Below are 22,450 nucleotides of genomic sequence, written 5' to 3'. Positions count from 1 at the left end.
GCCGCCTAGACGCTGCGCCGCGTGGCCAGCCTACGCACGATGGCCTCCATCAGCAGGCCGGCGATGTCGGTACCCCGCTGGTCGTCGATCTCGCGCACGCAGGTGGGGCTGGTCACGTTGATTTCGGTAATGTAGTCGCCGATGACGTCGAGGCCCACGAACAGTAGCCCCTTGTCGCGGATCATCGGCTGCACCTGAGCGATCAGCCAGCGGTCGCGGTCGGTGAGCTCACGGCTCATGCCCTGGCCACCGGCCGCCAGGTTGCCGCGCGTCTCGCCGGCCATGGGCACCCGTGCGAGCCCGAAGGGCACCGGCTCGCCGTCCACCAGCAGAATGCGCGTATCGCCGTCGCGGATCTCGGGGATGTAGCGCTGAGCCATGATCTGGCGTCGGCCGCGCTCGGTCAGCAGCTCGATGATGGCACCGAGATTGCGACCCTCGGGCTGGACGTGGAAGATCCCGCTGCCTCCCATGCCGTCCAGCGGCTTGAGGATGACGTCGCCATGCTCGGCATGGAAGGCGCGCAATACCGACTCGCGGCAGGTGACCACCGTCGGCGTGCAGCAGTGCGGGAACTGCTGGGCGAACAGCTTCTCGTTGCACTCGAGCAGCGCCCGGGTGGGGTTGACCACCAGCACCCCCTCACGCTCGGCGAAGCCCAGCAGGTGCACGGCGTTGAGAAAGTGATCGTCCACCGGCGGATCCTGGCGCATCAGGATGACGTCGAGCTCGGCCAGCGGACGCGTCTCCGGCTCGCCCAAGGCGTACCAGCGCGCCGGGTCGCGAAACGCCTCGAGCTCACGTCGCCGGCCGAAGGCACGGCCATCGCGCAGAAAGAGGTCTTCCGGCTCCAGGTAGTGCAGCGTCCAGCCGCGCGCCTGGGCCGCCCACAGCATGGCCAGGGTGGTGTCCTTCTTGTAGGCGAGGTCGGCGATGGGATCCATCACCACCCCGACGTGGAGGGCGCGTTCGCTCATGATCGGTATCCGGTCGAATCAGTGGTCAGACGCAGTATGCCCGAGCCCCCTGGCGACACCAAGGCAGCCAGGGCACCTTTCGGGACTATCGCCGCTAGCCTATACGGTGCACAGATATCGGGGCTGACTCCGGGTGACAGGCCTGCGCGGAGGCGCTGTAAACCCCTCCCTGGGCGCTACCGACGCCATCCCTGGCATCGGACCTCCGCTGCGCCTGCCCCCGGCGCCCCTCGCGCAGGCTAGCCGCGATTGCCCACGCTACTCCCTGCCGGGCACCAGGCGAATGCCGCTCGCTTCGATGGTGATGCGCTGCTGTTTGTAGAGCCGCCCAATGGCCTGCTTGAAGGCACTCTTGCTCACTCCCAGGCGCGCTTTTATCTCGTGCGCTGGACTCTTGTCCGCCAGAGGCAAGTACCCACCGCTTTTGCGTAGCGCCTCGAGTACCCGCTCGCCCACCGCATCGAGGCGCGCTTCTCCGGGCGGCAGCAACGAGAGATCCAGCCGCCCATCGTCGCGCACACGTTTGACGAAGCCGGCGAGACGCTGACCACGACGCACCGGCCGGGTCACATCGTCGCGATAGAGCAGTCCCCAGAAGCGGTGATCGACCACCGCCTTGACCCCCAGGTCGGTGTGATCGGCGATCACCAGTTCGACCTCGTCGCCCGGCGCCAGACCCACTGCCGCATCCTGCACGAAGCGGTCGAGCTTTTGCGAGGCCACCGGCCGCCCCTGCTGGTCCTCGTAGATGCGCACCAGCACCCGCTTGCCCGGGGTGGGGCGAAAGTGCTGCTCGCCGAAGGGCAGCAGCAGGTCGCGGGGATGGCCCCAGTCGAGGAAGGCGCCGGTGTCGTTGACCGTGACCACCTCGAGGTAGGCGACCTCGCCGACCCGGGCCTTCGGCGTGCGAGCGCGACGGGCACCGGAAGTCGTCGCGCGGGAAGATCGCGGATCTCGTGAATCGGGCATGGCAGCGGCTCCATCGGCAGAGAGAAGGGGCGGTGACGTTCAAAGGTCGCCGAAACGGTGCTGCAACAGGGACAATGCCACCACGGGGGCCGTTTCGGTGCGCAGGATGCGCGGCCCCAGGCCCAGCGGCACGAAACCCTCGCCTTGGGCGGCCTCGACCTCGCTTTCGGCCAGGCCTCCTTCGGGGCCGATCAGCAGGGCGACGGCGGCGGGAATCTCGCTGCGTTCGAGCGCTCCTCCGCCGCCGGGATGCAGCACCAGACGCAGCGCTTCGTGGCGGCCAGCCAGCCACTCGGCGAGTTCGACGGGCGGGTGAACGCGGGGTACCACGGCACGGCCGCACTGCTCGCAGGCACTGCCCGCCACCGCCTGCCAGTGGGTGAGCTTTCTGGCGGCGCGGTCACCCTTGAGACGCACGTCGCCATGCTCGGTATACAGTGGCGTGATGGCGGCCACCCCCAACTCCACGGCCTTTTGTATGGCGTAGTCCATGCGATCGCCCTTGGCGATCGCCTGGCCCAGATGAACGGCCAGCGGCGATTCGCCACGGCCCGCTTCGACGGTCTCGATGCGCGCCACCACCTGCTTGCGGCCGGCTTCGACGAGCACGCCACGCGCCTCGCGGCCCGCGCCATCGAACAGGGTCAGCGGTGCGCCCGGCCCCAGGCGCAGCACCCGCGCCACATGACGGGCAGGGCCTTCCGGCAGAACGACGTCGCCGCCGATGCGATAATCGGCGGCGACGTGGATGCGCGGGGCTTTCGATGCCACGGCTCGACCGCCGTTACTGGGTGGTCTGCCCGCCGGCATCCTGCTGGGCCTGCTCGGCTGCGCGTTTCTTCTTCTGGGCGTAGATCGCCTCGAAGTTGACCGGTGCCAGCATCAGCGGAGGGAAGCCGCCGCGATTGACCAGGTTGTCGATGCACTCGCGGGCATAGGGGAACAGCATGTTGGGGCAGAAAGCACCCAGGGTGTGCTCGAGCTGCGAGCCCTCGATGCCGCTGATGCGGAACAGGCCGGCCTGCTCGATCTCGGCGAGGAATGAGGTGGTGCCCTCTTCGCTATGAGTGACCTGGGCAGTGACCTTGAGCGTGACCTCGTAGAGATCGTCGCCGACTTTCTGGCTCGATGAGTTGAGGTCCACGCCGACCTTGGGCTTGAACGGCTGCTGGAAGACCGCCGGGGAGTTGGGCGCCTCGAAGGAGATATCCTTGACGTAGACGCGCTGTACGGCGAACTGCAGCTGCTGCTGGTTCTGCTGGCCGGCGGCCTGGCTATCGCCACCGCCGTTCTGGCTGTTCTCTTCCGCCATGGGAAAGGTCCTTTGCGTCGCTGGAATGAGTTATTTCTTGACCACCGGCAGGCCATCCGCCTGCCACTGCGCCATGCCGCCCTTGAGCTTGAAGACTCGCGGAAAGTCGGCCTTGGTGAGCTTGGCCACGGTAACGCCGGAGCTCTGCCCACTCTTGCACACCACGATGATCGGCTTGTCCTTGACCTTTTCGAGCTCGTTCATGCGGTCGTCGATGCGGCTCTGGGGGATGTTGCGCGCCCCGGCGATGTGGCCGGCCTTGAAGTCGCCAGCCTCGCGGGTATCCACCACCACCGCATCCTCGCGGTTGATCAGCTGCGTTGCTTGGCTGGCCGTCACGCCGCTGGAGGAGGCGTTGCGGGCCTCGTAGAAGATCCACGCCGCCAGCACCATCAGGAAAGCGGCTACCAACAGCGGGTGATTCTGCACGAATTCGAACAGCTGATCGATCATGGGTCCGGGACACTCCGGGTCGGGTACACGGTTGAGCAAACTGGGCGGCGCCCAGTATACACGAATGGGCGCGAGGCTCGCTGCCGTCGCCATGACGGCCAAGCGTGCCGTACGTTATGATGCCGCAAGCCGATGCAAGTCGCGACCCCGTCGCCGAGACCGATGGCCGGTCGTGCCGAGACCACCACGAGGCCTTCCCGACATGACGACCGCTTCTCCTTCCGCCGCCCCGCGCCCCGTGGCGCTGATCATTCTGGACGGCTACGGCCACAACCCCGACCGCGCCAGCAACGCCGTCGCCGCCGCGCGCACCCCGACCCTCGACCGCCTGTGGGCCGAGCGACCGCACACTCTGATTCACACCGACGGCCGCCACGTAGGCCTGCCCGACGGCCAGATGGGCAACTCCGAGGTCGGCCACATGAACCTGGGTGCCGGACGCATCGTCTACCAGGACTTCACGCGCATCACCAAGGCGGTGGAAGAGGGCGAACTCGACACCATCGCTACGCTCACCGACCCCATCGATACCGCCGTGGCAGCGGGCAAGGCCGTGCACCTGCTGGGCCTGCTCTCGCCCGGCGGGGTGCATAGCCACGAAGACCACATCCTGGCCATGGCCGAGCTGGCCGCACGGCGGGGCGCCAAGCGCATCTACGTGCACGCCTTCCTCGACGGCCGCGACACCGCACCCAAGAGCGCCAACGCCTCGCTGGAACGCACCGAAGCGCGACTCGCCGAACTGGTCGGTGCGGACAACGGCCGGGTCGTCTCGCTGATCGGTCGCTACTATGCCATGGATCGCGACAACCGCTGGGAGCGCATCGAGAAGGCCTACCGCCTGCTCACCGAAGGCGAGGGCGATTTCACCGCAACAAGCGCCAAAGCCGGGCTCGAGGCTGCCTACGATCGCGGCGAAAGCGACGAGTTCGTCGCCGCCACGGCCATCCATGACGGGAGTGGGCCAGTCACCATTGGCGACGGCGACGCCGCCTTCTTCATGAACTTCCGCGCCGACCGTGCCCGGGAGCTGACCCGCGCCTTCGTCGAGGACGACTTTTCCGGTTTCGAACGCCGCCAACGCCCCTCGCTTGCCGGCGGCAGCCTGGTCACGCTGACCCAGTATGCCGCGGACATTCCCGCTCCGGCCGCCTTTCCGCCCGTGGCGCTGCACAACACCCTCGGCGAGGTGATGGAGAGCCGTGGCCTGACCCAACTGCGTATCGCCGAAACCGAGAAGTACGCCCACGTCACCTTCTTCTTCTCCGGCGGACGTGAAGCGGAGTACCGCGGTGAAACCCGAATCCTGGTTCCCTCGCCCAAGGACGTGCGCACCTATGACGAAAAGCCCGAGATGAGCGCCGTCGAGGTCACCGACCGGCTGGTCGAGGCCATCGACGGCGGGACCTTCGATCTCGTGGTGTGCAACTACGCCAACGGCGACATGGTCGGCCATACCGGCGACTTCGACGCCGCCGTCAAGGCCATCGAGGCAGTGGATGCCTGCGTGGCACGCGTCGTGGAAGCCATCGAGCGCGTCGGCGGCGCCTGCCTGGTCACCGCCGACCACGGCAACGCCGAGCAGATGGTCCACCCCGAGACCGGCGCTCCCCAGACGGCTCACACCACCTTTCCGGTGCCGCTGATCTACGTGGGAGCACAACCGCTGCGCCTGCTCGACGATGGCCGCCTGTGCGACATCGCTCCAACCCTGTTGACCCTGATGGCACAGCCGATACCCGAGGAAATGTCTGGCCGGGTACTGGTCGAGCCGGTGGCCTGAGCGCGGCGCGCGCCGTCCATGATCCGAGGGTTCGTTCGACTCTCCGTCTTCGCGCTTGCCGTGGCATCGTCCCAGCTGCTCGCCCAGCCCAGCGAGCGCGAGGCACGCGAGCGCCTCGACGCGATCGGCACGGCCATCGAGTCGGCCAGCCAGCGCCTCGCCACCACCCGCGAAGCCCAGGATGAGGCCACCCAGGCGTTGCGCGACGTGGAGACGGCGCTGGCCGAGACCCATCGCCGCCTCGATGCCATCCAGGCCGAGCGTCGCGAGGTCGATGCACAGCTCGCCGAGCTGGAGTCTGCCCGCGACGACCTCCAGGCCGAACGCAGCGACCAGGTCGAGGCGCTGCGTGCCCAGCTCGACGCCCTCTATCGCCTGGGTCGGACGCCTCAGCTCAAGCTGCTGCTCAACCAGGACGATCCGGCGCGGCTCGACCGTCTGCAAACCTATCTCAATAGCCTGGCCGAGGCGCGCCATGCGCGACTCGACGCCATCGCCCAACTCGATGCCGAGCTCGACGCCAACCAGCGTGAGCGGCGCCAACAGCGTCAGCGGCTCGACGCCCTGGCCGACTCCCTCGCCGAGCGCAGCGCCGAACTGGCCGATCAGGTCGCCGAACGCGAGCGGTTGGTCGCAGCGTTGGCAGCGCGCCACGGCAGCGAGCGAGCTCGCCTGGCCCAGCTCGAGCAGGACCGTGAAGCCGCCGAGCAGCGCCTCGAGGCCATTCGTCAGGAGCTGGCCCGGCTCGATAGCCCGCCCCCCTCCACGGCCATCGAGCGCACCCAGGGCGAACTGCCGTGGCCGGTGGAAGGGGAGCTCGCCGCCACGTTCGGCAATGGCGACGGCGTGCATCGCAACGGCTTGCTGATTCGCACCGCGGAAGGCACCCCTGTCACGGCCGTGCACGCGGGGCGGGTGGTCTTCGCCGAATGGATGCGCGGCTTCGGCAACCTGGTGATCGTCGATCACGGCGATCAGGTGATGACGCTCTACGCGCACCTGCAGCACTTCGAGACCGAGGTCGGCCGGGCGCTGTCGCGGGGCGACCCTCTAGGCGCGGTCGGCGTGAGCGGTGGCCAGCGCCAGCCCGGGCTCTACTTCGAAGTCCGCCGGCAGGGCAAGCCAATCGACCCCGAGGCATGGATCGCCCAGCGCTAGACACCGCCCCTTTCACAAGCACCAGAGCGCGGGCTATGCTGGACTGCCCTGCCTCCTGACTTTGCGGAGTTCGCATGCTGTCACCTCTCGTTCACGTCGGCCGAGTCTTGCAACATCCCCATTGGATGCTGTCGGCGGTTCTGCTGGCGTTCTGCCTGGTTCCCCTGCCACTCGCGGCGCAGGCCACGTCGGACGACATGCCGGCAGTGGACGAGCTGCCGGTCGAAGACGTCCAGACCTTTGCCGAAGTCTTCGAGCGCATCAAGCGGGCCTACGTCGAGGAAGTCGACGACCGCACCCTGCTACGCAACGCCATGCGCGGCATGCTCAACGAACTGGACCCGCACTCCGCCTATCTCGACCGTGAGGAGTTCGAGAGCCTGCGCGAGTCGACCCAGGGCGAATTCGGCGGTGTGGGCATCGAAGTCGGCATGCAGGATGGTCAGTTGACCATCATCGCCCCCATCGACGACACGCCGGCCTCCCGTGCCGGCCTGCAGTCTCGCGACGTCATCCTGCGCATCGACGACACGCCCACCGAGTCGCTGTCGCTGCAGGAGGCGGTGACCCTGATGCGCGGCGAACCGGGTAGCGACATCACCATCACCATCCTGCGCCGCGGCGAGGAGTCCCCGCGGCGGGTCACCATCACCCGCGAGATCATCCGCACCGAGAGCGTCAAGCACGAGCTGCTGGAAGAGGGCTTCGGCTACTTGCGGGTGAGCCAGTTCCAGAGCCGCACCGGAGAGCAGGTCGTGGGCGCGCTGGAGGAATTGACGGCCGAAGGACCTCTCGACGGCCTGGTGCTCGACCTGCGCAACAACCCGGGCGGCGTGCTGCAGGCCGCCGTCGACGTCGCCGACGCCTTCCTGGAAGAGGGGTTGATCGTCTATACGGAAGGGCGGTTGCCCGATACGGAAATGCGTTTCTCCGCCAAGCGCGAGACGGCCGCCCCCGACGTGCCGCTGGTGGTGCTGATCAACGGCGGCAGCGCGTCAGCGGCCGAGATCGTCGCCGGCGCCCTGCAGGACCAGCGTCGCGCCGTGGTGATGGGCACCGAGAGCTTCGGCAAGGGTTCGGTACAGCAGATCATGCCGCTGGGCAACGGCGAGGGTCTCAAGCTGACCACCGCTCTCTACTTCACCCCCGAGGGGCGCTCCATCCAGGCCCAGGGCATCGAGCCCGATGTCGACGTGGTGCGCGGACGACTGGAAGTGGCCGAAGGCCAGGACATCGGCGTACGCGAAGTCGACTTGGAAGGCCACCTGCGCTCCCGCAACGAACCTCGTGAACGCAGCGAGATGAGCGAGCGGCTACGCGAGGACTACCAGCTCGCCGAAGCGCTCAATCTGCTCAAGGCACTCAACGTGGTGGGTCAGCGCAACCAGCGCGATTAGCGGCACGACCGGGGCAGCCGCCCCCGCTCGCCGATCGCCTGGCGCATCAGCAACCGCTTGACCGACACCAGGCGGTCGACGCCGGAAAGCCCCAGGTTGCGCGCCACCGTCAATGCCGGATGGCGAGCGCCGAACAGCAGCCGGAAGCCGTCCATCAGCGCCAGCATGGCGGCATTGTCGCCGCGCCGTCTTCGCGCGTAGCGGGCCAGTGCGCTGGCTTCACCCGGCGGCATGCCGCGCTGCCGCGCCGCGAGCACTTCCTCGGCGAGCACCGCCGCATCCATCAGCCCCAGATTCACCCCCTGGCCGGCCAACGGATGAATGGTGTGGGCGGCATCTCCCACCAGGGCGAAGCCCGGTGCCACGTAGCGTTCGGCATGGCGCTGGGTGAGTGGTACTGCCAAGGCTTCGTCCGCCACGCTCACCGCACCGAGTTCTGCGGCGAAGGCCGAGGTCAGCGCCTCGCCCAGCGCCTTCGGCGACAGAGCGACCAGCCGCTCGGCTTCGTCCGGTGTCGTGGACCACACGATGGAGCACAAACGGTCGTCACCCTCCACCGTCAGTGGCAGGAACGCCAGTGGCCCGCTGGACAGGAAGGCCTGGCGTGCCACGCCACCGTGGGGCCGCTCGGTACTCACCGTGGTGACCACGGCCACGTGGCCGGTTTCGCGGTTCGCCACGGCGATACCGGCCAGGTCGCGCAGCGGTGAGCGGGCGCCATCGGCGGCCACCACCAGCGGCGCGGCCAGACGTTCGCCGTCGTCCAGAACCACCTCGCGGCCGGTCGGCGTCTCGCGCATCTCCGCCACGCGTGCCCCCAGCCGTACCCGCACGCAGGGCAGCTCGCACAGGCGAGCCTCCAGCCCAGCCAGCACCACGTCATTCTCGACGATATGCCCCAACGCTGGCACCCCCGCCTGGTCGGCGGAAAAACTCACTGCGCCGCTGCCTTCGGCGTCCCATACCTGCATGTAGCGATAGGGCGTCACGCGGCGGTTCGCCATCCAGCGCCAGGCCCCTAGCCCTTCCAGCAATCGCTGCGACACGGGCGTAATGGCGCTCACTCGCCGCGCCGGCCGGCCACTCCCCACTGCCTCCCGATCCAGCGTTCCCGGCCGTGCATCGAGCAGCATCACCGCCACGCCAGCCTCGCCGAGCAGGGCCGCCAGCGCGGCCCCCACCATGCCTCCGCCAACGACGATCACCTCGGCGGCGTCGCCAGCTCGTTCCAAGCCATGCATCAGCATGCTTCTCGCATCGTCGTCATCCTTCGCTTCACGTCTCACTCCGTCCTTCCCCGCCATCCCTCTGCCTTCTTCCTTCTGACTCCTGATGTCTTTCATCAGCGCTCCACTCCCATGGCGCGGCGCGCCAGACCCCGGCGCAGCGGGCCAGTCAGGTTCAGACCGATCAGGCCGGCGGCCCGGGCATGCGAGAGCAGGGGGTTGTCGATGTCGAAAAGCCGCACCAGGCCGTCACTGAAACGGGTCACGGCATCACGATCGCCGCCTCGGCGCGCTTCGAACGCCTGCAAGGTGGTCAAATCGCCCGGGGCTCGTCCTTCCGCCAGTGCCTCGGCCAGGGTGTCGACCAGGTCGGTCACCCCGCGCAGGGCCAGGTTGAACCCCTGGCCTGCCACCGGATGCAGCGCATGAGCGGCATTGCCAAGCACGGCCAGGCCGGGGCGAACCGTCTCGCGGGCAGTAATCAGCGTGAGCGGGTAGGCATGACGGCTGCCGACACGACGAAAGCGCCCCGCTCGATCGCCAAAGGCGCGCTGCAATGCCTCCAGGAAGTCGCCGTCGGAAAGGGCCAGCCGGGCCTGCTCGCGCCCCTTGGCATGGGTCCATACCAACGCCATCTGCTGGCCGGGAAGCGGCAGCAGCGCGATGGGCCCCTCACGGGTGAAGCGCTCGTAGGCGGTGCCGTCGTGAGGGCGGCTCACCGCCACGTTGGCGATCAACGCCACCTGTTCGTAAGGCGCCTCGCGGCTGGCGATGCCCAGTCGCTCCTTGAGCCCGGAACGACCGCCGTCGGCCAGCACGGTCAGGCCCGCCTGCAGGACGTTGCCATCGGACAGACTCAGACGATGGCCCGAACCTCGCGACTCGATGCGCTCGACGCTTGCCGGGCAGTGCCAGCTCAGCGGCAGATCGACCAAGCGACGGTGCAGCACCCGCCCCATCCAGGCATTGGGCACGACATGCCCCAGCGCTGCGCTGCCGACGTCTTCGGCGCTGAGACGGGTGGCCCCGAGCCGCCCCCGCTCGCTGACATGAATACGCCGGATCGTTGCCGCCCGTTCGGCCATGGCCTCCCACACTCCCATGGCCTGGAAGCGCTGGGCGGAGCCCTCGGCAATGGCACTCGCACGGGCGTCGAAGCTGGGCTGCCAGGCAATCTGCGTCGATTCGCTCATGGGTGCGGCTTCGATCACTGCCACACGCAGACCGTAACGAGCGATCAGCGGCGCCAGCGCGCAGGCCAGGCTGGCTCCGACCAGTCCGCCGCCCACGATGGCGATATCCACCGTCTGCCGTTCAGACTCGGCCATGGCAGGCCCTCCGTATTGCGTAACGTAAATTACATAACGGCATGATGCCGAATCCGACCGGCGGTCAGAAACTGACCATCAATGCCTCGATATCGGCCACTTCCTTGGGCACATCGGCGGTGAGCACCTCGTGACCTTCAGCGGTCACGGCGACATCGTCCTCGATGCGAATGCCGATGCCGCGAAAGCGATCCGGGATATCGTCGCTATCGGGTATGTAGAGCCCCGGTTCGACGGTGAGCACCATGCCGGGCGCCAGCGGGCGGGGCTCGCCGTCGCAGCGATAGTCGCCCACGTCGTGCACGTCCAGCCCCAGCCAGTGGGAAGTGCTGTGCGGATAGAACCGCTTGATGCTGCCGTCATCGATGCGCGCCCGCTGATCGCCATCGAGCAGCCCCAGGCGGATCAATCCCGCGGTCAGATCGCGCACCACGCCATCATGGATCGCTGCCAGCGTGGTCCCGGGGCGAACGGCTTCCAGCGCACGCTTCTGGGCTGCCAGTACCACTTCGTAGAGGGCCCGCTGCGCCTCGCTGAAGCGTCCGCTCACCGGAAAGGTGCGGGTGATGTCGCCGGCATAGAGGTCGAACTCGGCACCGGCATCGATCAGTACCAGCTCGCCGTCGCGCAGCGGGGCGCGGTTCTCCACGTAGTGCAGCACACCGGCATTGGCGCCGCCACCGACGATGCTGGCGTAGGCCGGGCCACTGCCGCCCTGCCAATGGAATTCGTGTTCCAGCTCGGCCTGCAGGTGATATTCGGCCAGGCCGGGGCGGGCCGCGGCCATGGCGCGACGATGGCCACGTGCGGAAATGGTGCCGGCATGGCGCAGCAGCTCGAGCTCGGCGGCACTCTTGATCAGGCGTCGCTCATGGAGCAGCGGCGCCAGATCGACGAAGGCCAGCGGCGGTCGGGCCCCACGGCGCCCTCTGGCAGTCAGTCGGCCGCGTACCGCTTGGGCCAGCGCCAGCGACTCGGCGTCGTCGAGCATCAGATAGCAGGTGGTTCGCCCGTCGAGCAGCTGGTCGAGTCGCTCTTCGCGCTCGGCGTTCTCGAAAGCCTGATCCACGCCGTGCTCGCGAACGGCGCCCTCGGCGCCCAGGCGGATACCGGTCCAGGTCTCCAGCGCCGGATCGCGGTCCTGACAGAACAGCACGCTCTCGCCCTCGGCACGTCCCGGCAACAGCACCAGCAGGGCATCGGGCTCGGGAAAACCGGTGAGATAGTGGAAGTCGCTGGCCTGGCGAAAGGGGAAGTCGCTGTCTCGCGAACGCGTGACCAGCGAAGCCCCCGGCAGCAGCACGGCGCTGTCGGCGGGCAGTTCGTCCATCAGCGCCGCGCGGCGGGCGCGATATTCGGCGTTGTCGATCGCCGCGGGCCGCGGCAGGATCTCGGGCAGCATGGCGTCTCCTGAAACGTGAGCGAAGGGGAGAGAATCAGTGGCGGGTGGGCGTCTCGACGTTCTCGACCTGCGGCTTGCCGGGATGCTGTTCTGTGTAGAGCAGCATGGCGGCCATGCGCACGTGCTCGGTCAGCGCGAACAGGTCGTTCTCGTTCTCTGCGCTATCATCGAGATCGGTCTCCAGCGCCGCCACCACGCCGAGATCCTCGACGGCTTCGGTCAAGGCGGCGGACCAGCCTTGGCGAGGGGCGTCGCCCATCTCGTCGAGCACCTCGAGGAAGCCTTGAGTCCACTCCGAGAGACCCCGCGCACGTTCGGCCAGCGAGTAGAGCTCGTCGGGCAGCAGCGGTTCGTAGTCCAGCGAACTGTCGGCCAGGGCCTCGAGGGTATGGCGGCGCCAGGCCAGCAGCGTCGCGGCGCTGTCGCGATCCCGCGGCTGCTCGACACCGAGCCCCAGACACACGCTCTCGAGCCAGGCGTCGGCATCGAGGTCGCTGAGCGCCAGGGCGGCACACAGACGACCGTCGAGGAAAGCCGGCGACTGCAGGCTCCCGTGGAGCAGGAAGAGATCGGCGACGGTCGAGAAGTCCGGGCGTTCGTCGATGGGAGACATGACGGTTTCCTGGTTGGCATCGGTGGATCGGTGGGAAGGCAGCGATGGTGACGGACCGGCGAGTCCTGCGCGATGCGTTGACCGCTTGCAAACGGCTCTCTTATAGTGACGTTTGGCCGGATGCGCCATTCCCATCAACCTGGATGGTACCGCATCGTGCCACTCCCTCGACACCGGAGCCTGCCATGAGCGACGCTTCCCGGCCGACCGCCGAGATCAACCTGCTGGGCCGACACTACACCATCGCCTGCGCGCCGGGGGAGGAGCACAAGCTCGATCGCGCCGCCCGCTATCTCGACCGCGCCATGCATGGAATCCACGCCCAGAACTCGCTGCTCGGCAACGAGCGAATCGCCATCATGGCCGCCCTCAACATCACCCACGAGCTGCTCGAAACCCTGGAAGAGCGTCGCGACGGCGAACGTACCCTGGACCGCCTCAGCGAACGTCTGGAACGGGCACTGGCGGACGCCGGACGCCGTGCACAATGACATTGGACGCCATCACTGGCTCTGTTAGGATAAAAGCGTTCCCTGGGGTGTTGGCCAGTCGTTATCGTCCCTCGAGCCTATGCGCAATACCCAGGGCGGCCAACGGCTAGCCGGACCCGTGTGCATGTCCGTGCGACGGAAAGCCTGACGGTTCGGCTGCGGCCACCCACCTTGAACCAAGGGTTCAAGGGCCACAACGACAGCGGCACTCTGGGGAACCCTGCCCATCATGCGCGCGACCTTCGACCGTGATACCCACACAGCCGAGTCACGCCGCCAGCTACGCCGTGAGCTGCGTTGCCGACGCCGAGCGCTCGGCGCTCGGGAGCAACGCCAGGCCGCGGAAGCCCTGTGCTACCGGCTGCGCCGGCTTCCCGAGGTGAAGCGCGCCCGCCGCGTGGCGCTCTATCTGCCCAACGACGGCGAAATCGATCCACAGCCCCTGATCCCCTGGTTGCGTCGCCGTGGCGCTCGGGTCTATCTGCCGGTACTCAAGCCGCTCTCCGATAACGCCCTGTGGTTCGTGCATTACCGCCGCGATACGCCCATGCAGCGCAACCGCTTCGGCATTCCCGAGCCCGAGGCCCGCCACGGCGCTCACCGCGCACGACGGCAACCGGCCTGGACGCTGGACTTGATCCTGCTGCCGCTGGTGGGCTTCGATGCTAAGGGCAACCGACTGGGCATGGGCGGTGGCTTCTATGATCGCAGCCTGGCATTCACTCGCCGCACGGGACCGCGTCCAACGCTGATCGGCCTGGCCCATGAGTGTCAGCGAGTGGAAAGACTACCCGCCGCCGCCTGGGACGTCCCGCTGGACGCCATCGTCAGCGATCGGCGCACCGTCCGGCCTTGAAGGAAGTGCTGAACGAATCGGCGAGCGGAGTTAAGTGCAAGGCGCACGGAGCACAGAACCGAGCGAAGCGACAAACAGCCGAAGGCTGCGAGTCAACCGGAGCCTATGCGGTACTAGGTGAGGATTCCGACCGGGCTGGCGTACCAGCACCGCGCAACGCAGCGATTTGCCCGAGCGGACATTTGTACAGTGCTTCCTGAATGCAAGCGGGCCGGCGCATCATGCACCGGCCCGCTCTTTCTGCATTTCTGGTCATGGCACTGCTTGCCGAATCAGCTGCCCACCAGCGCCTGAGCATAGCCCGTCACCACGACGCCGATGCCGAAGGCCAGCACCAGTGCCATGACCAGATCGGGTTTTCGCCTCATGACTCACTCCTGAAAGACGATTGAGACTAACGGTTGCACGAATAGCTGTGATCAACACCGACTATAGAGGCACGGCCGGTGCACTGACAACCGTTCTCAGGCCACGATCAATCGACGAAAGACGCGCCATTTCCGAGGTTTGGCGTAAGTCAACGTTCACTTCCGGGCGTTTCACGCCATGAACAGTCGGTAGGCGGCGTTGTCGGTCTCCTTCCAGTAACGATAACCGATGGCATCGAAATACTCTTCGACATGGGCTCGATCGCCATTGGGCACCTGCATGCCCACCAGCACGCGGCCATAGGCCGCACCGTGATTGCGGTAGTGAAACAGCGAGATGTTCCAGTCCTGAGGCAGGTGAGTGAGGAAGTTCATCAGTGCGCCCGGCCGCTCGGGGAATTCGAAGCGATAGACCTCCTCGTCGAAACGTTCCTTGGGGCGACCGCCACCCAAGTGGCGGATGTGCAGTTTGGCCAGCTCGTTGTCGGTGAGATCCTCCACCGGATAACCGGCGTCGTGCAGCTTGGCGATCACGCTTCGCCGATCGTCGCCACCGGGCTTGACCTGTACGCCAACGAAGATGTGCGCGGCCTGCGGGTCGGCATAGCGATAGTTGAACTCGGTCACCATGCGCTTGCCGATGGTCTTGCAGAATTTCTTGAAGCTGCCGGGTCGCTCGGGGATGGTCACGGCGAGAATCGCCTCGCGCTGCTCGCCCAGCTCGGTGCGCTCGGCGATGTGCTGCAAGCGATCGAAGTTGGTATTGGCACCGGAGTTGATGCACAGCAGCGTCTGGCCTTCGACGCCCGTCTGCTGTACGTATTTCTTGAGTCCTGCCAGCGACAGGGCACCCGACGTTTCGGATACCGCACGAGTATCGTCGAAGATGTCCTTGACCGCCGCGCACATCTCGTCGGTATTGACGGTGATCACCTCATCGACCAGCTCGCGGATGATCGAGAAGGGCACCTCGCCGATCTGCGCCACGGCCACGCCCTCGGCGAACACGCCCACCTGATCGAGCACCACCCGTTCGCCGGCGTCCAATGCCGCCTTGAGGCAGGCGCTGTCTTCGGCCTCGACGCCGACGATCTTGATGTCGGGGCGCAAGTACTTGACGTAGGCCGCCACACCGGCGATCAACCCACCGCCGCCTACCGGCACGAAGATCGCATCCAGGGCGCCGCCATGCTGGTGGAGAATCTCCATGCCGATGGTGCCTTGTCCGGCGATCACGTCGATGTCGTCGAAGGGCGGGATGTAGGTATAGCCGTGTTCGCGGATCAGCTCCTGAGCGTGTTCGGCAGCTGCCGAGAAGGCATCGCCCTTGAGCACCACCCTGGCACCGCGTGCACGAACCGCCTGGACCTTGATGTCCGGCGTGATGCGCGGCATGACGATCACCGCCTTGACGCCCATCTGCTTGGCCGCCATGGCCAGCCCCTGTGCATGGTTGCCCGCCGAGGCCGCGATCACCCCCTTCGCTTTCTGCTCGTCGGTGAGCTGCGCCATCTTGTTGTAGGCGCCGCGAATCTTGAAGGAGTGGACCGGCTGCAGATCTTCTCGCTTGATGAGAATCTGGTTATTGAAGCGCCGCGACAGAAAAGGTGCCGGGGAGATCGGCGTTTCCCGGGCGGCTTCGTAGACCCGGGCCTGAAGAATCTTCTTGACGGTGGCTTCGAGCATCCTGATATCCCAGAGGAGTGACGCAAGGAGTGCGGCGCCTGCTGCGCTGCAGAGAAAACCCCTATTGGTAGCATTCCCGCTGCCACGGCGTCCAGCACGGCGATGTCGGCAGCCCTCCCTTGCTTGGCCTATACTGGGCCGCCCACTCGACTACGGAGCGAAGCCCATGACCCAGGACGAACTCAAGGACGCCGTGGCCGCCGCCGCGATCGACGAGGTCCGCCCGTGTCTGGAGCGCGACAGCGTGCTCGGCATCGGCACCGGTTCCACCGCCAACCGTTTCATCGACCGCCTGGCCCTGCTTCGCGACGACTTCCGCGGCGCCGTGGCCAGCTCCGAGGCCAGCGCCGAACGACTGCGTGGACACGGCATCGAGGTCTTCGAGCTCAACAGCGTCGGCACCGTGCTCTTCTACATAGACGGCGCAGACGAAGTGAACGCTCACCTTCACCTGATCAAAGGTGGCGGGGGTGCACTCACCCGCGAGAAGATCGTTGCCGCCTGCGCTGAGCGCTTCATCTGCATCGCCGACGCCTCCAAGCGCGTCGAGCGCCTCGGTGAGTTTCCCTTGCCGGTGGAAGTGATCCCCATGGCGCGCTCCTACGTGGCCCGCGAGCTGGTGAGACTGGGCGCCGACCCCGTCTATCGCGAGGGCGTGATCACTGACAACGGCAACCAGATACTGGACTGCTACGACTTTCCGATCGACGATCCGCTGGCCATGGAAGCACGGCTCAACGGCATCGTCGGCGTGGTCACCAACGGCCTTTTCGCCGCCCGCGGTGCCGATGTGCTGTTGCTGGGCACCGACCGGGGAGTGGAACGCATCACCCCTCGGTGAGTGAACGCACACTCACTCGGGAAGCATCGTTTCCAGGCCTTCCAGGGTTCGCGTCAGCGCCCCGCGGTTGGCCGCCACCACCGTCTGGCCGGCTTCCGCCAGACGGTGGCGTTCCGGCTCGTCATCGAACAGGCGCAGCAGCGTCGCGCTCAAGGCCTCGCCGTTGGCAACCTCGACCAGCGCCCGGGCCCGTCGCAGCTCGTCGGCGATGTCACTGAAGTTGGCCAATGCTGGGCCGCTGAGTACCGGTACCCCCATGGCAGCGGGCTCGAGCAGGTTGTGCCCACCGACCGACACGAGGCTACCACCCACGAAAGCGAGATCTGCCGCCCCGTAGAGGATGAGCAGCTCTCCCATGGTGTCGCCCAGATAGACGGCCGTGCGCGCCTCGGGCCATTCGTCCCGCGAGCGCCGGGCGAGCGGCAGGCCGTGCTCTCGACACAGCCGTGCCACCTCGTCGAAGCGCTGAGGGTGGCGCGGAACGAGGATCAACAAGGCCGATGGGTAGTGCTGGCGCAGTCGCGCATGGGCCTCGAGCAGGATCGCCTCTTCGCCGGGATGCGTCGAGCCGGCGACCCATACCGGGCGAGGGCCCAGCGCCTGGCACAGGCGCTGGCTCGCGGCAAGCACCGTCGCCGACACCTCCAGGTCGAACTTCAGCGAGCCGACCACCGTTGTGCGCGCGGCCGGCATGCCCAGACGCCGGAACCGCCCCGCGTCGGTGCGAGACTTGGCGGCCAGCCAGTCGACCCGGGCAAGGGCATCGGCGAGCAGCGGACGAATCCGCCAATAGCGCCGAAATGCACGTGGCGACAGACGCCCGTTGACCACCGCCACTGGAATCCCGGCCCGATCGCAGGCAGCGATCAGGTTGGGCCATAGCTCCGTTTCGAACAGCAGCGCCAACTCCGGGCGCAGCCGTGCAATGAAACGCCGGGGCGCCCCCGGGAAATCCAGCGGCACGAAGTGATGGCTCACCTTGCCGTCGGACTCGCTGGCCGCGGCGAGCTCTTGGGCGATGGCCGCCACCCGTTCGGCGCCGGTGGCGGTCATCGTCGTGATCACCAGGCGATGCTGGGGGTAGCGACCGTGGAGCGCCACGATCAGCGGGCGGGCCGCCAGCACTTCGCCGACGGACGCACAGTGCAGCCAGATGCAGCGCTCTCCAGCGGTAGCCGCGGGAATCGATCCGAGCCGCTCGCGGCGGGAGCGAGTGGGCACTTGCTCACGCCATACCCGCTGCCATATCAGCGGAGCCGACAAATAAAGGGCGGCCGAATAGAGGCGTCGTGCCCAGCGGTGCGGCCCGTTTCTCATCGCTCGCGATCGAGGATGGTGGCAATCATGGCGGTGGTGGAAACGCCATCCTCGAAGTCGAGCACCTGGACCTCGCCACCTGCCGCGCGCACCGCCTCGCCGCCGGCGATGTCTTCGGGGCGGTAGTCGCCCCCTTTGACCAGCACATCGGGCAGTACCGCCTCGATCAAGCGCTGCGGCGTATCCTCGCCGAAGGGCACCACCCAGTCGACCGCACCCAGACCGGCCAGCACCTGCATGCGCCGCGTCTGGGGGTTGATGGGACGTTTGGGGCCCTTGAGGCGTGCTACGGAAGCGTCGTCGTTGACCGCCACGATCAACCGGTCGCCGAGCCGGCGGGCGTGCTCCAGATAGGCGACGTGGCCGGCATGCAGGATATCGAAGCAGCCGTTCGTCATTACCACCCGTTCGCCGCGTGCCTGGGCGGCGCGAACCGCCTCGACCAGCGGCGCCTCGGCGATGACGCCGAACTCGGCCAGCTTGTCACCGTGCAGGGCGGTGTAGAGTTCGGCGATGGAGAGCGTGGCGGTCCCGGGCTTGGCCACCACCAGGCCGGCAGCGAGGTTGGCCAGTGTCATCGCCTCGGGGAAGGCATGGCCCGCAGCGAGCGCCAAACCCAGCACGCCGATCACGGTGTCGCCGGCGCCGGTGACGTCGAAAACCTCCCGAGCCCGGGTCGGCAAGTGAAGCGGCTCGTGCCCTTCGCGAATCAGGGTCATGCCCTTTTCGCTGCGGGTGACCAGTAGCGCCTCTAGCTCGAGCTCGACGCGCAGCGACTCACCCTTGGCAGCCAGCTCGCCGTCGCTGTGGCAGGGGCCGACTACCGCTTCGAACTCGGCAAGGTTGGGAGTGATCACGCTCGCCCCGCGATACTTGCCGAAATCGCTGCCCTTGGGATCGACCAGCACTCGCTTGCCGGCCTCGCGCACCATCGCGATCAACGTCTCGATCCGGTTCAAGGTACCCTTGCCATAGTCGGAGAGAATCACCAGATCGGCGCTGGGCAAGGCCGCAGCGACCTCCTTCAGCAGCTCTCCGGTGTCCGCCACTCCCAGGCTCTCCTCGAAGTCCAGGCGAAGCAACTGCTGGTTGCGACTCATCACCCGCAGTTTGGTGATCGTTGGAACGCCGGGACGACGGGACAAGTAAGCGCTCACCTCGTTGGCTTCCAGGCGTCGAGCGAGCTCGTCGGCATGGGCGTCGTCACCCACCAGGCCGGCCAATGATGCCTGGCCGCCCAGGGCCGTGATGTTGAGCGCCACGTTGGCGGCACCGCCGGGGCGGTCCTCGCTGTCTTCCACGCGCACCACCGGTACCGGGGCCTCAGGCGAGATGCGCGAGGTACCGCCATACCAGTAGCGGTCAAGCATGACATCGCCCACCACCAGCACGCGGGCTTGCTCCAGCGCAGTCAAATCAAGTTTCATCGGGAGTCTCCGTTTCCTGGCGAGCCGCCAGCAGGCGTTCCAGCTGGGCGATCACGTCCTCGGCGTGGATCAGCGACATGGCATCGGGATGGCGAACCCGCTGCCCCCAGGGAATCGCCTCCGGTTCCTTGTGCAGGTACGTGCGTACGGCATCGGGATAGCGATCGACCACGTAGTCGCGCCATTGGTAGGGTGCGGCACGATCCGGATTGGTGGTGGCGTATAGGCCTACCACGGGGATACCCAGGGCATTGGCCATGTGCACCGGCCCCGAGTCGGGCGCCACCACGGCTCGTGCCCCCTGAATCAATGCCAGCAGTCCCTTGAGCGAAGAACGGCCGATGGCGTCGACCACCGCTTCTGGACGGCACAGGCGGCGAATTCGCTCGCCCATCTCGCGCTCCGCGGTGCTTCCGCCGCCGGTGAGAAGCGCCTGGAGCCCATGATGGCTCCAGGCGTGTTCGATCACCGCGGCATAGCCCTCGGCCGACCAGTTGCGAAAGTTGCGCAGCCGCGGATTGGCACAGGGACTGAGCAGCAGGTAGGGTGCCTGGCCACTGAGCGTGGCCGCCTCGGCGACGGCGCTCTCCGGCACCGGCAACTGCCAATCGAGCGACAGATCCTCCACGCCGAGGAGCCGGGCGAAGTCGAGGAAGGACTCCAGCACGTGAGCCCGCGGATGAGGCGCGATGTGGCGCTGTGTGAACCAGTGCTGGGCATCCTTGGCCCGCGCCTTGTCGTAGCCGACGCGCACGTCGGCCTTGAGCCCCAGGGAAAGCACGCTGGCGCGCAGTGCTTGCTGCATGTGCAGCAGCACATCGAAGCGCGTCTCGGCAAGCTCCCGCCACAGCTCGCGCATGCCGGCCAGGCCCGCCGCCTTGTCGTAGACGACGAACTCGACCCCGGTAAGCCCCGCCAGTAGACTGTACTCCGCCTTGCCGATGATCCAGGTGATCCGCGCCTCGGGCCACTGGCGCTGCAACGCCCTCACGGTGGGGACCAGGTTGCAGACATCGCCCAGGGCGGAGAGGCGGAGGACGCCGATATGGCGAGGTTCGGCAGGCAGAGGATGCTTCATGCGCTTGGCAACGTATCGGACGAGAAAGAGCGTCATTCTATATGATGCCGACAGTGTATGTGACGCCGACTCGGCGCCACAAATCGGCCCGACCCTCATTTCTCCCGATGCCTGGCGTCAGCGCGGGCTCGTGGTTGGCGACGCAGCCGGCCGTGGTGCCAGCCTGTTCCTCGATGCCGGCGAGGAGCAGTGGGTGCTACGCCCCTACCGCCGCGGCGGCATGATCGCTCGTTTGAGCGAGCGCCGCTACGTATGGACCGGCTGGGAACGCACTCGGGCCATTCGCGAATTCCGTCTCACCGCAGACCTGCATGCGCAAGGACTACCTGTCCCGCGACCGGTGGCCGCTGGCGTTACCCGTTACGGACTGACCTACGAAGCCGCCCTGATCACCGTACGCATTCCCGGCGCCCATGCACTGGCCGATCTGCTGATCGCCGATGAAGCCGACGACGAGCTGCTGCACCGCGTTGGCGCTACCATCCGCCGTTTCCACGACGCCGGGCTCGACCACGTCGACCTCAATGCCCGGAATCTGCTGGTGGACCGGGAGGGCAAGGTGTGGATGATCGATTTCGATCGGTGTCGATTGCAACCGCCAGGAGATTGGCAGCAAGCCAACCTGGAGCGACTCCACCGATCTCTGGTGAAGTTTAGTAATACGCACGCGATACATGCGATTGATCAGGGGTATGCGCGTTGAGGCAACGATAACTGCCCCGATCTTTCGAAATATTTTTGCAGAACCAACATCCCGATGAGGCGTTCACGGGACTCATTACGGAACTGAGCCACGTAGCGATTGGCATTGCGAACGATGGCTTTCGCCTCGTCTGGATGGTGAGTGTAGTAATGGATTTTTTCTTCCAGATCCGAATAATCGTCCTTCAACTCTACGTAGTGGTATGCCGGTATCAAAGTGCCTTCCATGAACCAGGTTTCGAATTTTGGCCGCGTCATGAAACACAGCGAATTCGAAGCCATGGCCCACTTCAAGTTCGTAGCCACATCGTTGCCTTCGATGCTCAGTACGAATTTGTAATTCAGCTGCTCGGGAACCGACATGAAAGCGCGATGCCAGGGCATGCCCTGAGCCTTTCGATGCACGTCGCCAACGTTGCAGAGCGGATGATCATGAAACGCCTGGATGAAATGCTGACGATGCGGCTGGTGGCAAGCCCCTCGCCAGACAAGCTGGTCACGCTTCGCTTCGAAAGGCACCTTGTCATCGACAAAATAGTAGTGCCGAACTCGATTCAATTTCAACAGTACGGCATTGGCATTGTCTGAAACGATCGGGCGACTCTTGACTAAGGAAGGCCTTTCTGGAACCCACTTGACATCGCCGAATAGATGATCAAAGCGATATTCACCGGGGAAGGCTCTCAATAACGTCAACAAGTCCAGGTAGTATGACCAGCTCTTCTCACGCTGAAAAGCATCGATGCGCCGGGATTGTTCGGACAGGTCGAACGGTTCGCTCAACCGATTGTAATATTCGACACGCCTCCATATGGCGCTGACCTCTTCGACAGGGAGTCGCTCTAGGTCAGCCAACGCTCGCTCAAACCAGCGCCGTTGCCAAGTAGCAGGTATTGCAAGACTCAAAAAATGCCGGGTATAGAATCCCAGCTTGTGAAGGTTCTTGTGTGCCCGGTGAGCCAAGTCACTCACATCCCCCTCCACTAGTCACTAGTTGATGCATGGAAATAAGGCACAAACTGGTCATGTGAGATTCTATGTCGACCGGCCCACCGGAGGAACTCAC

General features: G+C 66.3%; 21 protein-coding genes and 1 other RNA gene. 8 read left to right on the top strand and 14 right to left on the bottom strand.

All coding sequences use genetic code 11. The features are described 5' to 3' along the window. Positions 1 to 5 precede the first annotated feature (5 nt). From gshB to BLP96_RS02675, 5 genes are all read right to left on the bottom strand, one after another. Complete coding sequence (gene gshB / locus BLP96_RS02695; RefSeq protein ID WP_089682831.1) at positions 6 to 977, bottom strand: glutathione synthase; 972 nt, start codon at positions 975 to 977, stop codon at positions 6 to 8. A gap of 258 nt (positions 978 to 1,235) precedes the next feature. Beyond that, positions 1,236 to 1,946, bottom strand: a complete 711-nt coding sequence (locus BLP96_RS02690) for a CvfB family protein (protein ID WP_089682829.1) — start codon at positions 1,944 to 1,946, stop codon at positions 1,236 to 1,238. Positions 1,947 to 1,985: 39 nt separating this feature from the next. Continuing rightward, on the bottom strand, positions 1,986 to 2,756 hold the full coding sequence (locus BLP96_RS02685) for a 16S rRNA (uracil(1498)-N(3))-methyltransferase (RefSeq protein WP_089682827.1): 771 nt from the start codon (positions 2,754 to 2,756) through the stop codon (positions 1,986 to 1,988). Next, positions 2,731 to 3,258, bottom strand: a complete 528-nt coding sequence (gene secB / locus BLP96_RS02680; protein WP_089682826.1) for a protein-export chaperone SecB — start codon at positions 3,256 to 3,258, stop codon at positions 2,731 to 2,733. The genes BLP96_RS02685 and secB overlap by 26 nt, the downstream gene beginning before the upstream one ends. A gap of 30 nt (positions 3,259 to 3,288) precedes the next feature. Next, complete coding sequence (locus BLP96_RS02675) at positions 3,289 to 3,711, bottom strand: rhodanese-like domain-containing protein (protein ID WP_089682824.1); 423 nt, start codon at positions 3,709 to 3,711, stop codon at positions 3,289 to 3,291. A gap of 202 nt (positions 3,712 to 3,913) precedes the next feature. Between BLP96_RS02675 and gpmI the strand changes: the two genes are divergently transcribed. The 3 genes from gpmI to BLP96_RS02660 all read left to right on the top strand — a co-directional run bounded on the left by gpmI (position 3,914) and on the right by BLP96_RS02660 (position 8,049). Continuing rightward, entirely contained in the window at positions 3,914 to 5,494 is a 1,581-nt protein-coding gene (gene gpmI / locus BLP96_RS02670; RefSeq protein WP_089682822.1) for a 2,3-bisphosphoglycerate-independent phosphoglycerate mutase, read from the top strand. 18 nt (positions 5,495 to 5,512) lie between these two features. After that, complete coding sequence (locus BLP96_RS02665; protein ID WP_089682820.1) at positions 5,513 to 6,652, top strand: murein hydrolase activator EnvC family protein; 1,140 nt, start codon at positions 5,513 to 5,515, stop codon at positions 6,650 to 6,652. 74 nt (positions 6,653 to 6,726) lie between these two features. Continuing rightward, positions 6,727 to 8,049: a S41 family peptidase gene (locus tag BLP96_RS02660; protein WP_089682818.1), complete on the top strand. Its 1,323-nt coding sequence runs from the start codon at positions 6,727 to 6,729 to the stop codon at positions 8,047 to 8,049. Here the strand turns inward: BLP96_RS02660 and BLP96_RS02655 are convergent. From BLP96_RS02655 to BLP96_RS02640, 4 genes are all read right to left on the bottom strand, one after another. Then, positions 8,046 to 9,290 (bottom strand): UbiH/UbiF/VisC/COQ6 family ubiquinone biosynthesis hydroxylase, encoded by a 1,245-nt coding sequence (locus BLP96_RS02655; protein WP_089683357.1) that lies wholly within the window; start codon positions 9,288 to 9,290, stop codon positions 8,046 to 8,048. The genes BLP96_RS02660 and BLP96_RS02655 overlap by 4 nt on opposite strands. Before the next feature lie 101 nt (positions 9,291 to 9,391). Further along, positions 9,392 to 10,603, bottom strand: coding sequence for a 2-octaprenyl-6-methoxyphenyl hydroxylase (ubiH, locus tag BLP96_RS02650; RefSeq protein ID WP_089682816.1), 1,212 nt, complete (start codon positions 10,601 to 10,603; stop codon positions 9,392 to 9,394). A gap of 64 nt (positions 10,604 to 10,667) precedes the next feature. Further along, positions 10,668 to 12,005 carry a Xaa-Pro aminopeptidase gene (gene pepP / locus BLP96_RS02645; protein WP_089682814.1) on the bottom strand — a complete coding sequence of 446 codons (1,338 nt, stop codon included), beginning with the start codon at positions 12,003 to 12,005 and terminating at the stop codon, positions 10,668 to 10,670. A gap of 34 nt (positions 12,006 to 12,039) precedes the next feature. Beyond that, entirely contained in the window at positions 12,040 to 12,618 is a 579-nt protein-coding gene (locus BLP96_RS02640) for a UPF0149 family protein (RefSeq protein WP_089682811.1), read from the bottom strand. Between the two features lie 185 nt (positions 12,619 to 12,803). On the opposite strand from BLP96_RS02640, the gene BLP96_RS02635 reads away from it, so the two are divergent. The 3 genes from BLP96_RS02635 (at position 12,804) to BLP96_RS02625 (ending at position 13,965) form a co-directional block, all read left to right on the top strand. Continuing rightward, positions 12,804 to 13,109, top strand: a complete 306-nt coding sequence (locus BLP96_RS02635; RefSeq protein ID WP_089682809.1) for a cell division protein ZapA — start codon at positions 12,804 to 12,806, stop codon at positions 13,107 to 13,109. Between the two features lie 36 nt (positions 13,110 to 13,145). Next, a non-coding RNA gene (gene ssrS, locus BLP96_RS02630) (6S RNA) lies at positions 13,146 to 13,330 on the top strand. A gap of 8 nt (positions 13,331 to 13,338) precedes the next feature. Beyond that, the gene (locus BLP96_RS02625) at positions 13,339 to 13,965 is read left to right on the top strand and encodes a 5-formyltetrahydrofolate cyclo-ligase (protein WP_089683355.1); all 627 of its coding nucleotides are present in this window, start codon (positions 13,339 to 13,341) and stop codon (positions 13,963 to 13,965) included. A 539-nt stretch (positions 13,966 to 14,504) separates the two neighbouring features. Here the strand turns inward: BLP96_RS02625 and ilvA are convergent. After that, a complete protein-coding gene (gene ilvA / locus BLP96_RS02620) occupies positions 14,505 to 16,019 on the bottom strand; it encodes a threonine ammonia-lyase, biosynthetic (RefSeq protein WP_089682807.1) in 1,515 nt (504 codons plus the stop codon). Between the two features lie 166 nt (positions 16,020 to 16,185). Between ilvA and rpiA the strand changes: the two genes are divergently transcribed. After that, a complete protein-coding gene (gene rpiA, locus BLP96_RS02615; RefSeq protein ID WP_089682805.1) occupies positions 16,186 to 16,860 on the top strand; it encodes a ribose-5-phosphate isomerase RpiA in 675 nt (224 codons plus the stop codon). 12 nt (positions 16,861 to 16,872) lie between these two features. Here the strand turns inward: rpiA and waaA are convergent, their stop codons facing one another. The 3 genes from waaA to BLP96_RS02600 are packed head-to-tail and all read right to left on the bottom strand — an operon-like array spanning position 16,873 to position 20,682. Beyond that, positions 16,873 to 18,177: a lipid IV(A) 3-deoxy-D-manno-octulosonic acid transferase gene (gene waaA / locus BLP96_RS02610; RefSeq protein WP_089682803.1), complete on the bottom strand. Its 1,305-nt coding sequence runs from the start codon at positions 18,175 to 18,177 to the stop codon at positions 16,873 to 16,875. Further along, positions 18,174 to 19,604: a bifunctional D-glycero-beta-D-manno-heptose-7-phosphate kinase/D-glycero-beta-D-manno-heptose 1-phosphate adenylyltransferase HldE gene (gene hldE / locus BLP96_RS02605; RefSeq protein WP_089682801.1), complete on the bottom strand. Its 1,431-nt coding sequence runs from the start codon at positions 19,602 to 19,604 to the stop codon at positions 18,174 to 18,176. Before hldE ends, waaA begins: the two co-directional genes overlap by 4 nt. After that, on the bottom strand, positions 19,594 to 20,682 hold the full coding sequence (locus BLP96_RS02600) for a glycosyltransferase family 9 protein (RefSeq protein WP_089682800.1): 1,089 nt from the start codon (positions 20,680 to 20,682) through the stop codon (positions 19,594 to 19,596). The genes hldE and BLP96_RS02600 overlap by 11 nt, the downstream gene beginning before the upstream one ends. Between BLP96_RS02600 and BLP96_RS02595 the strand changes: the two genes are divergently transcribed. Beyond that, positions 20,681 to 21,385 (top strand): 3-deoxy-D-manno-octulosonic acid kinase, encoded by a 705-nt coding sequence (locus BLP96_RS02595; protein ID WP_089682798.1) that lies wholly within the window; start codon positions 20,681 to 20,683, stop codon positions 21,383 to 21,385. The two genes, BLP96_RS02600 and BLP96_RS02595, sit on opposite strands and share 2 nt — an antisense overlap. On the opposite strand, the gene BLP96_RS02590 is transcribed toward BLP96_RS02595, so the two are convergent. Further along, the gene (locus BLP96_RS02590) at positions 21,367 to 22,356 is read right to left on the bottom strand and encodes a glycosyl transferase family 90 (RefSeq protein ID WP_089682796.1); all 990 of its coding nucleotides are present in this window, start codon (positions 22,354 to 22,356) and stop codon (positions 21,367 to 21,369) included. The two genes, BLP96_RS02595 and BLP96_RS02590, sit on opposite strands and share 19 nt — an antisense overlap. Positions 22,357 to 22,450: the final 94 nt, after the last annotated feature.

The organism is Billgrantia gudaonensis, from assembly GCF_900100195.1.
Classification (GTDB): Bacteria; Pseudomonadota; Gammaproteobacteria; order Pseudomonadales; family Halomonadaceae; genus Halomonas; species Halomonas gudaonensis.
Note: the sequence above shows the minus strand (reverse complement) of the source record. Positions and strands in the feature narration are given on the sequence as shown.

Coding starts and splice junctions, on each gene's coding strand:
- secB (WP_089682826.1), bottom strand. CDS start 3,258: ATGGCGGAAGAGAACAGCCAGAACGGCGGTGGCGATAGCCAGGCCGCC.
- BLP96_RS02640 (WP_089682811.1), bottom strand. CDS start 12,618: ATGTCTCCCATCGACGAACGCCCGGACTTCTCGACCGTCGCCGATCTC.
- pepP (WP_089682814.1), bottom strand. CDS start 12,005: ATGCTGCCCGAGATCCTGCCGCGGCCCGCGGCGATCGACAACGCCGAA.
- gshB (WP_089682831.1), bottom strand. CDS start 977: ATGAGCGAACGCGCCCTCCACGTCGGGGTGGTGATGGATCCCATCGCC.
- BLP96_RS02675 (WP_089682824.1), bottom strand. CDS start 3,711: ATGATCGATCAGCTGTTCGAATTCGTGCAGAATCACCCGCTGTTGGTA.
- waaA (WP_089682803.1), bottom strand. CDS start 18,177: ATGAGAAACGGGCCGCACCGCTGGGCACGACGCCTCTATTCGGCCGCC.
- gpmI (WP_089682822.1), top strand. CDS start 3,914: ATGACGACCGCTTCTCCTTCCGCCGCCCCGCGCCCCGTGGCGCTGATC.
- hldE (WP_089682801.1), bottom strand. CDS start 19,604: ATGAAACTTGATTTGACTGCGCTGGAGCAAGCCCGCGTGCTGGTGGTG.
- BLP96_RS02595 (WP_089682798.1), top strand. CDS start 20,681: ATGCGCTTGGCAACGTATCGGACGAGAAAGAGCGTCATTCTATATGAT.
- ilvA (WP_089682807.1), bottom strand. CDS start 16,019: ATGCTCGAAGCCACCGTCAAGAAGATTCTTCAGGCCCGGGTCTACGAA.
- BLP96_RS02685 (WP_089682827.1), bottom strand. CDS start 2,756: ATGCCGGCGGGCAGACCACCCAGTAACGGCGGTCGAGCCGTGGCATCG.
- BLP96_RS02690 (WP_089682829.1), bottom strand. CDS start 1,946: ATGCCCGATTCACGAGATCCGCGATCTTCCCGCGCGACGACTTCCGGT.
- BLP96_RS02655 (WP_089683357.1), bottom strand. CDS start 9,290: ATGCATGGCTTGGAACGAGCTGGCGACGCCGCCGAGGTGATCGTCGTT.
- BLP96_RS02665 (WP_089682820.1), top strand. CDS start 5,513: ATGATCCGAGGGTTCGTTCGACTCTCCGTCTTCGCGCTTGCCGTGGCA.
- BLP96_RS02635 (WP_089682809.1), top strand. CDS start 12,804: ATGAGCGACGCTTCCCGGCCGACCGCCGAGATCAACCTGCTGGGCCGA.
- BLP96_RS02600 (WP_089682800.1), bottom strand. CDS start 20,682: ATGAAGCATCCTCTGCCTGCCGAACCTCGCCATATCGGCGTCCTCCGC.
- BLP96_RS02625 (WP_089683355.1), top strand. CDS start 13,339: ATGCGCGCGACCTTCGACCGTGATACCCACACAGCCGAGTCACGCCGC.
- BLP96_RS02660 (WP_089682818.1), top strand. CDS start 6,727: ATGCTGTCACCTCTCGTTCACGTCGGCCGAGTCTTGCAACATCCCCAT.
- ubiH (WP_089682816.1), bottom strand. CDS start 10,603: ATGGCCGAGTCTGAACGGCAGACGGTGGATATCGCCATCGTGGGCGGC.
- rpiA (WP_089682805.1), top strand. CDS start 16,186: ATGACCCAGGACGAACTCAAGGACGCCGTGGCCGCCGCCGCGATCGAC.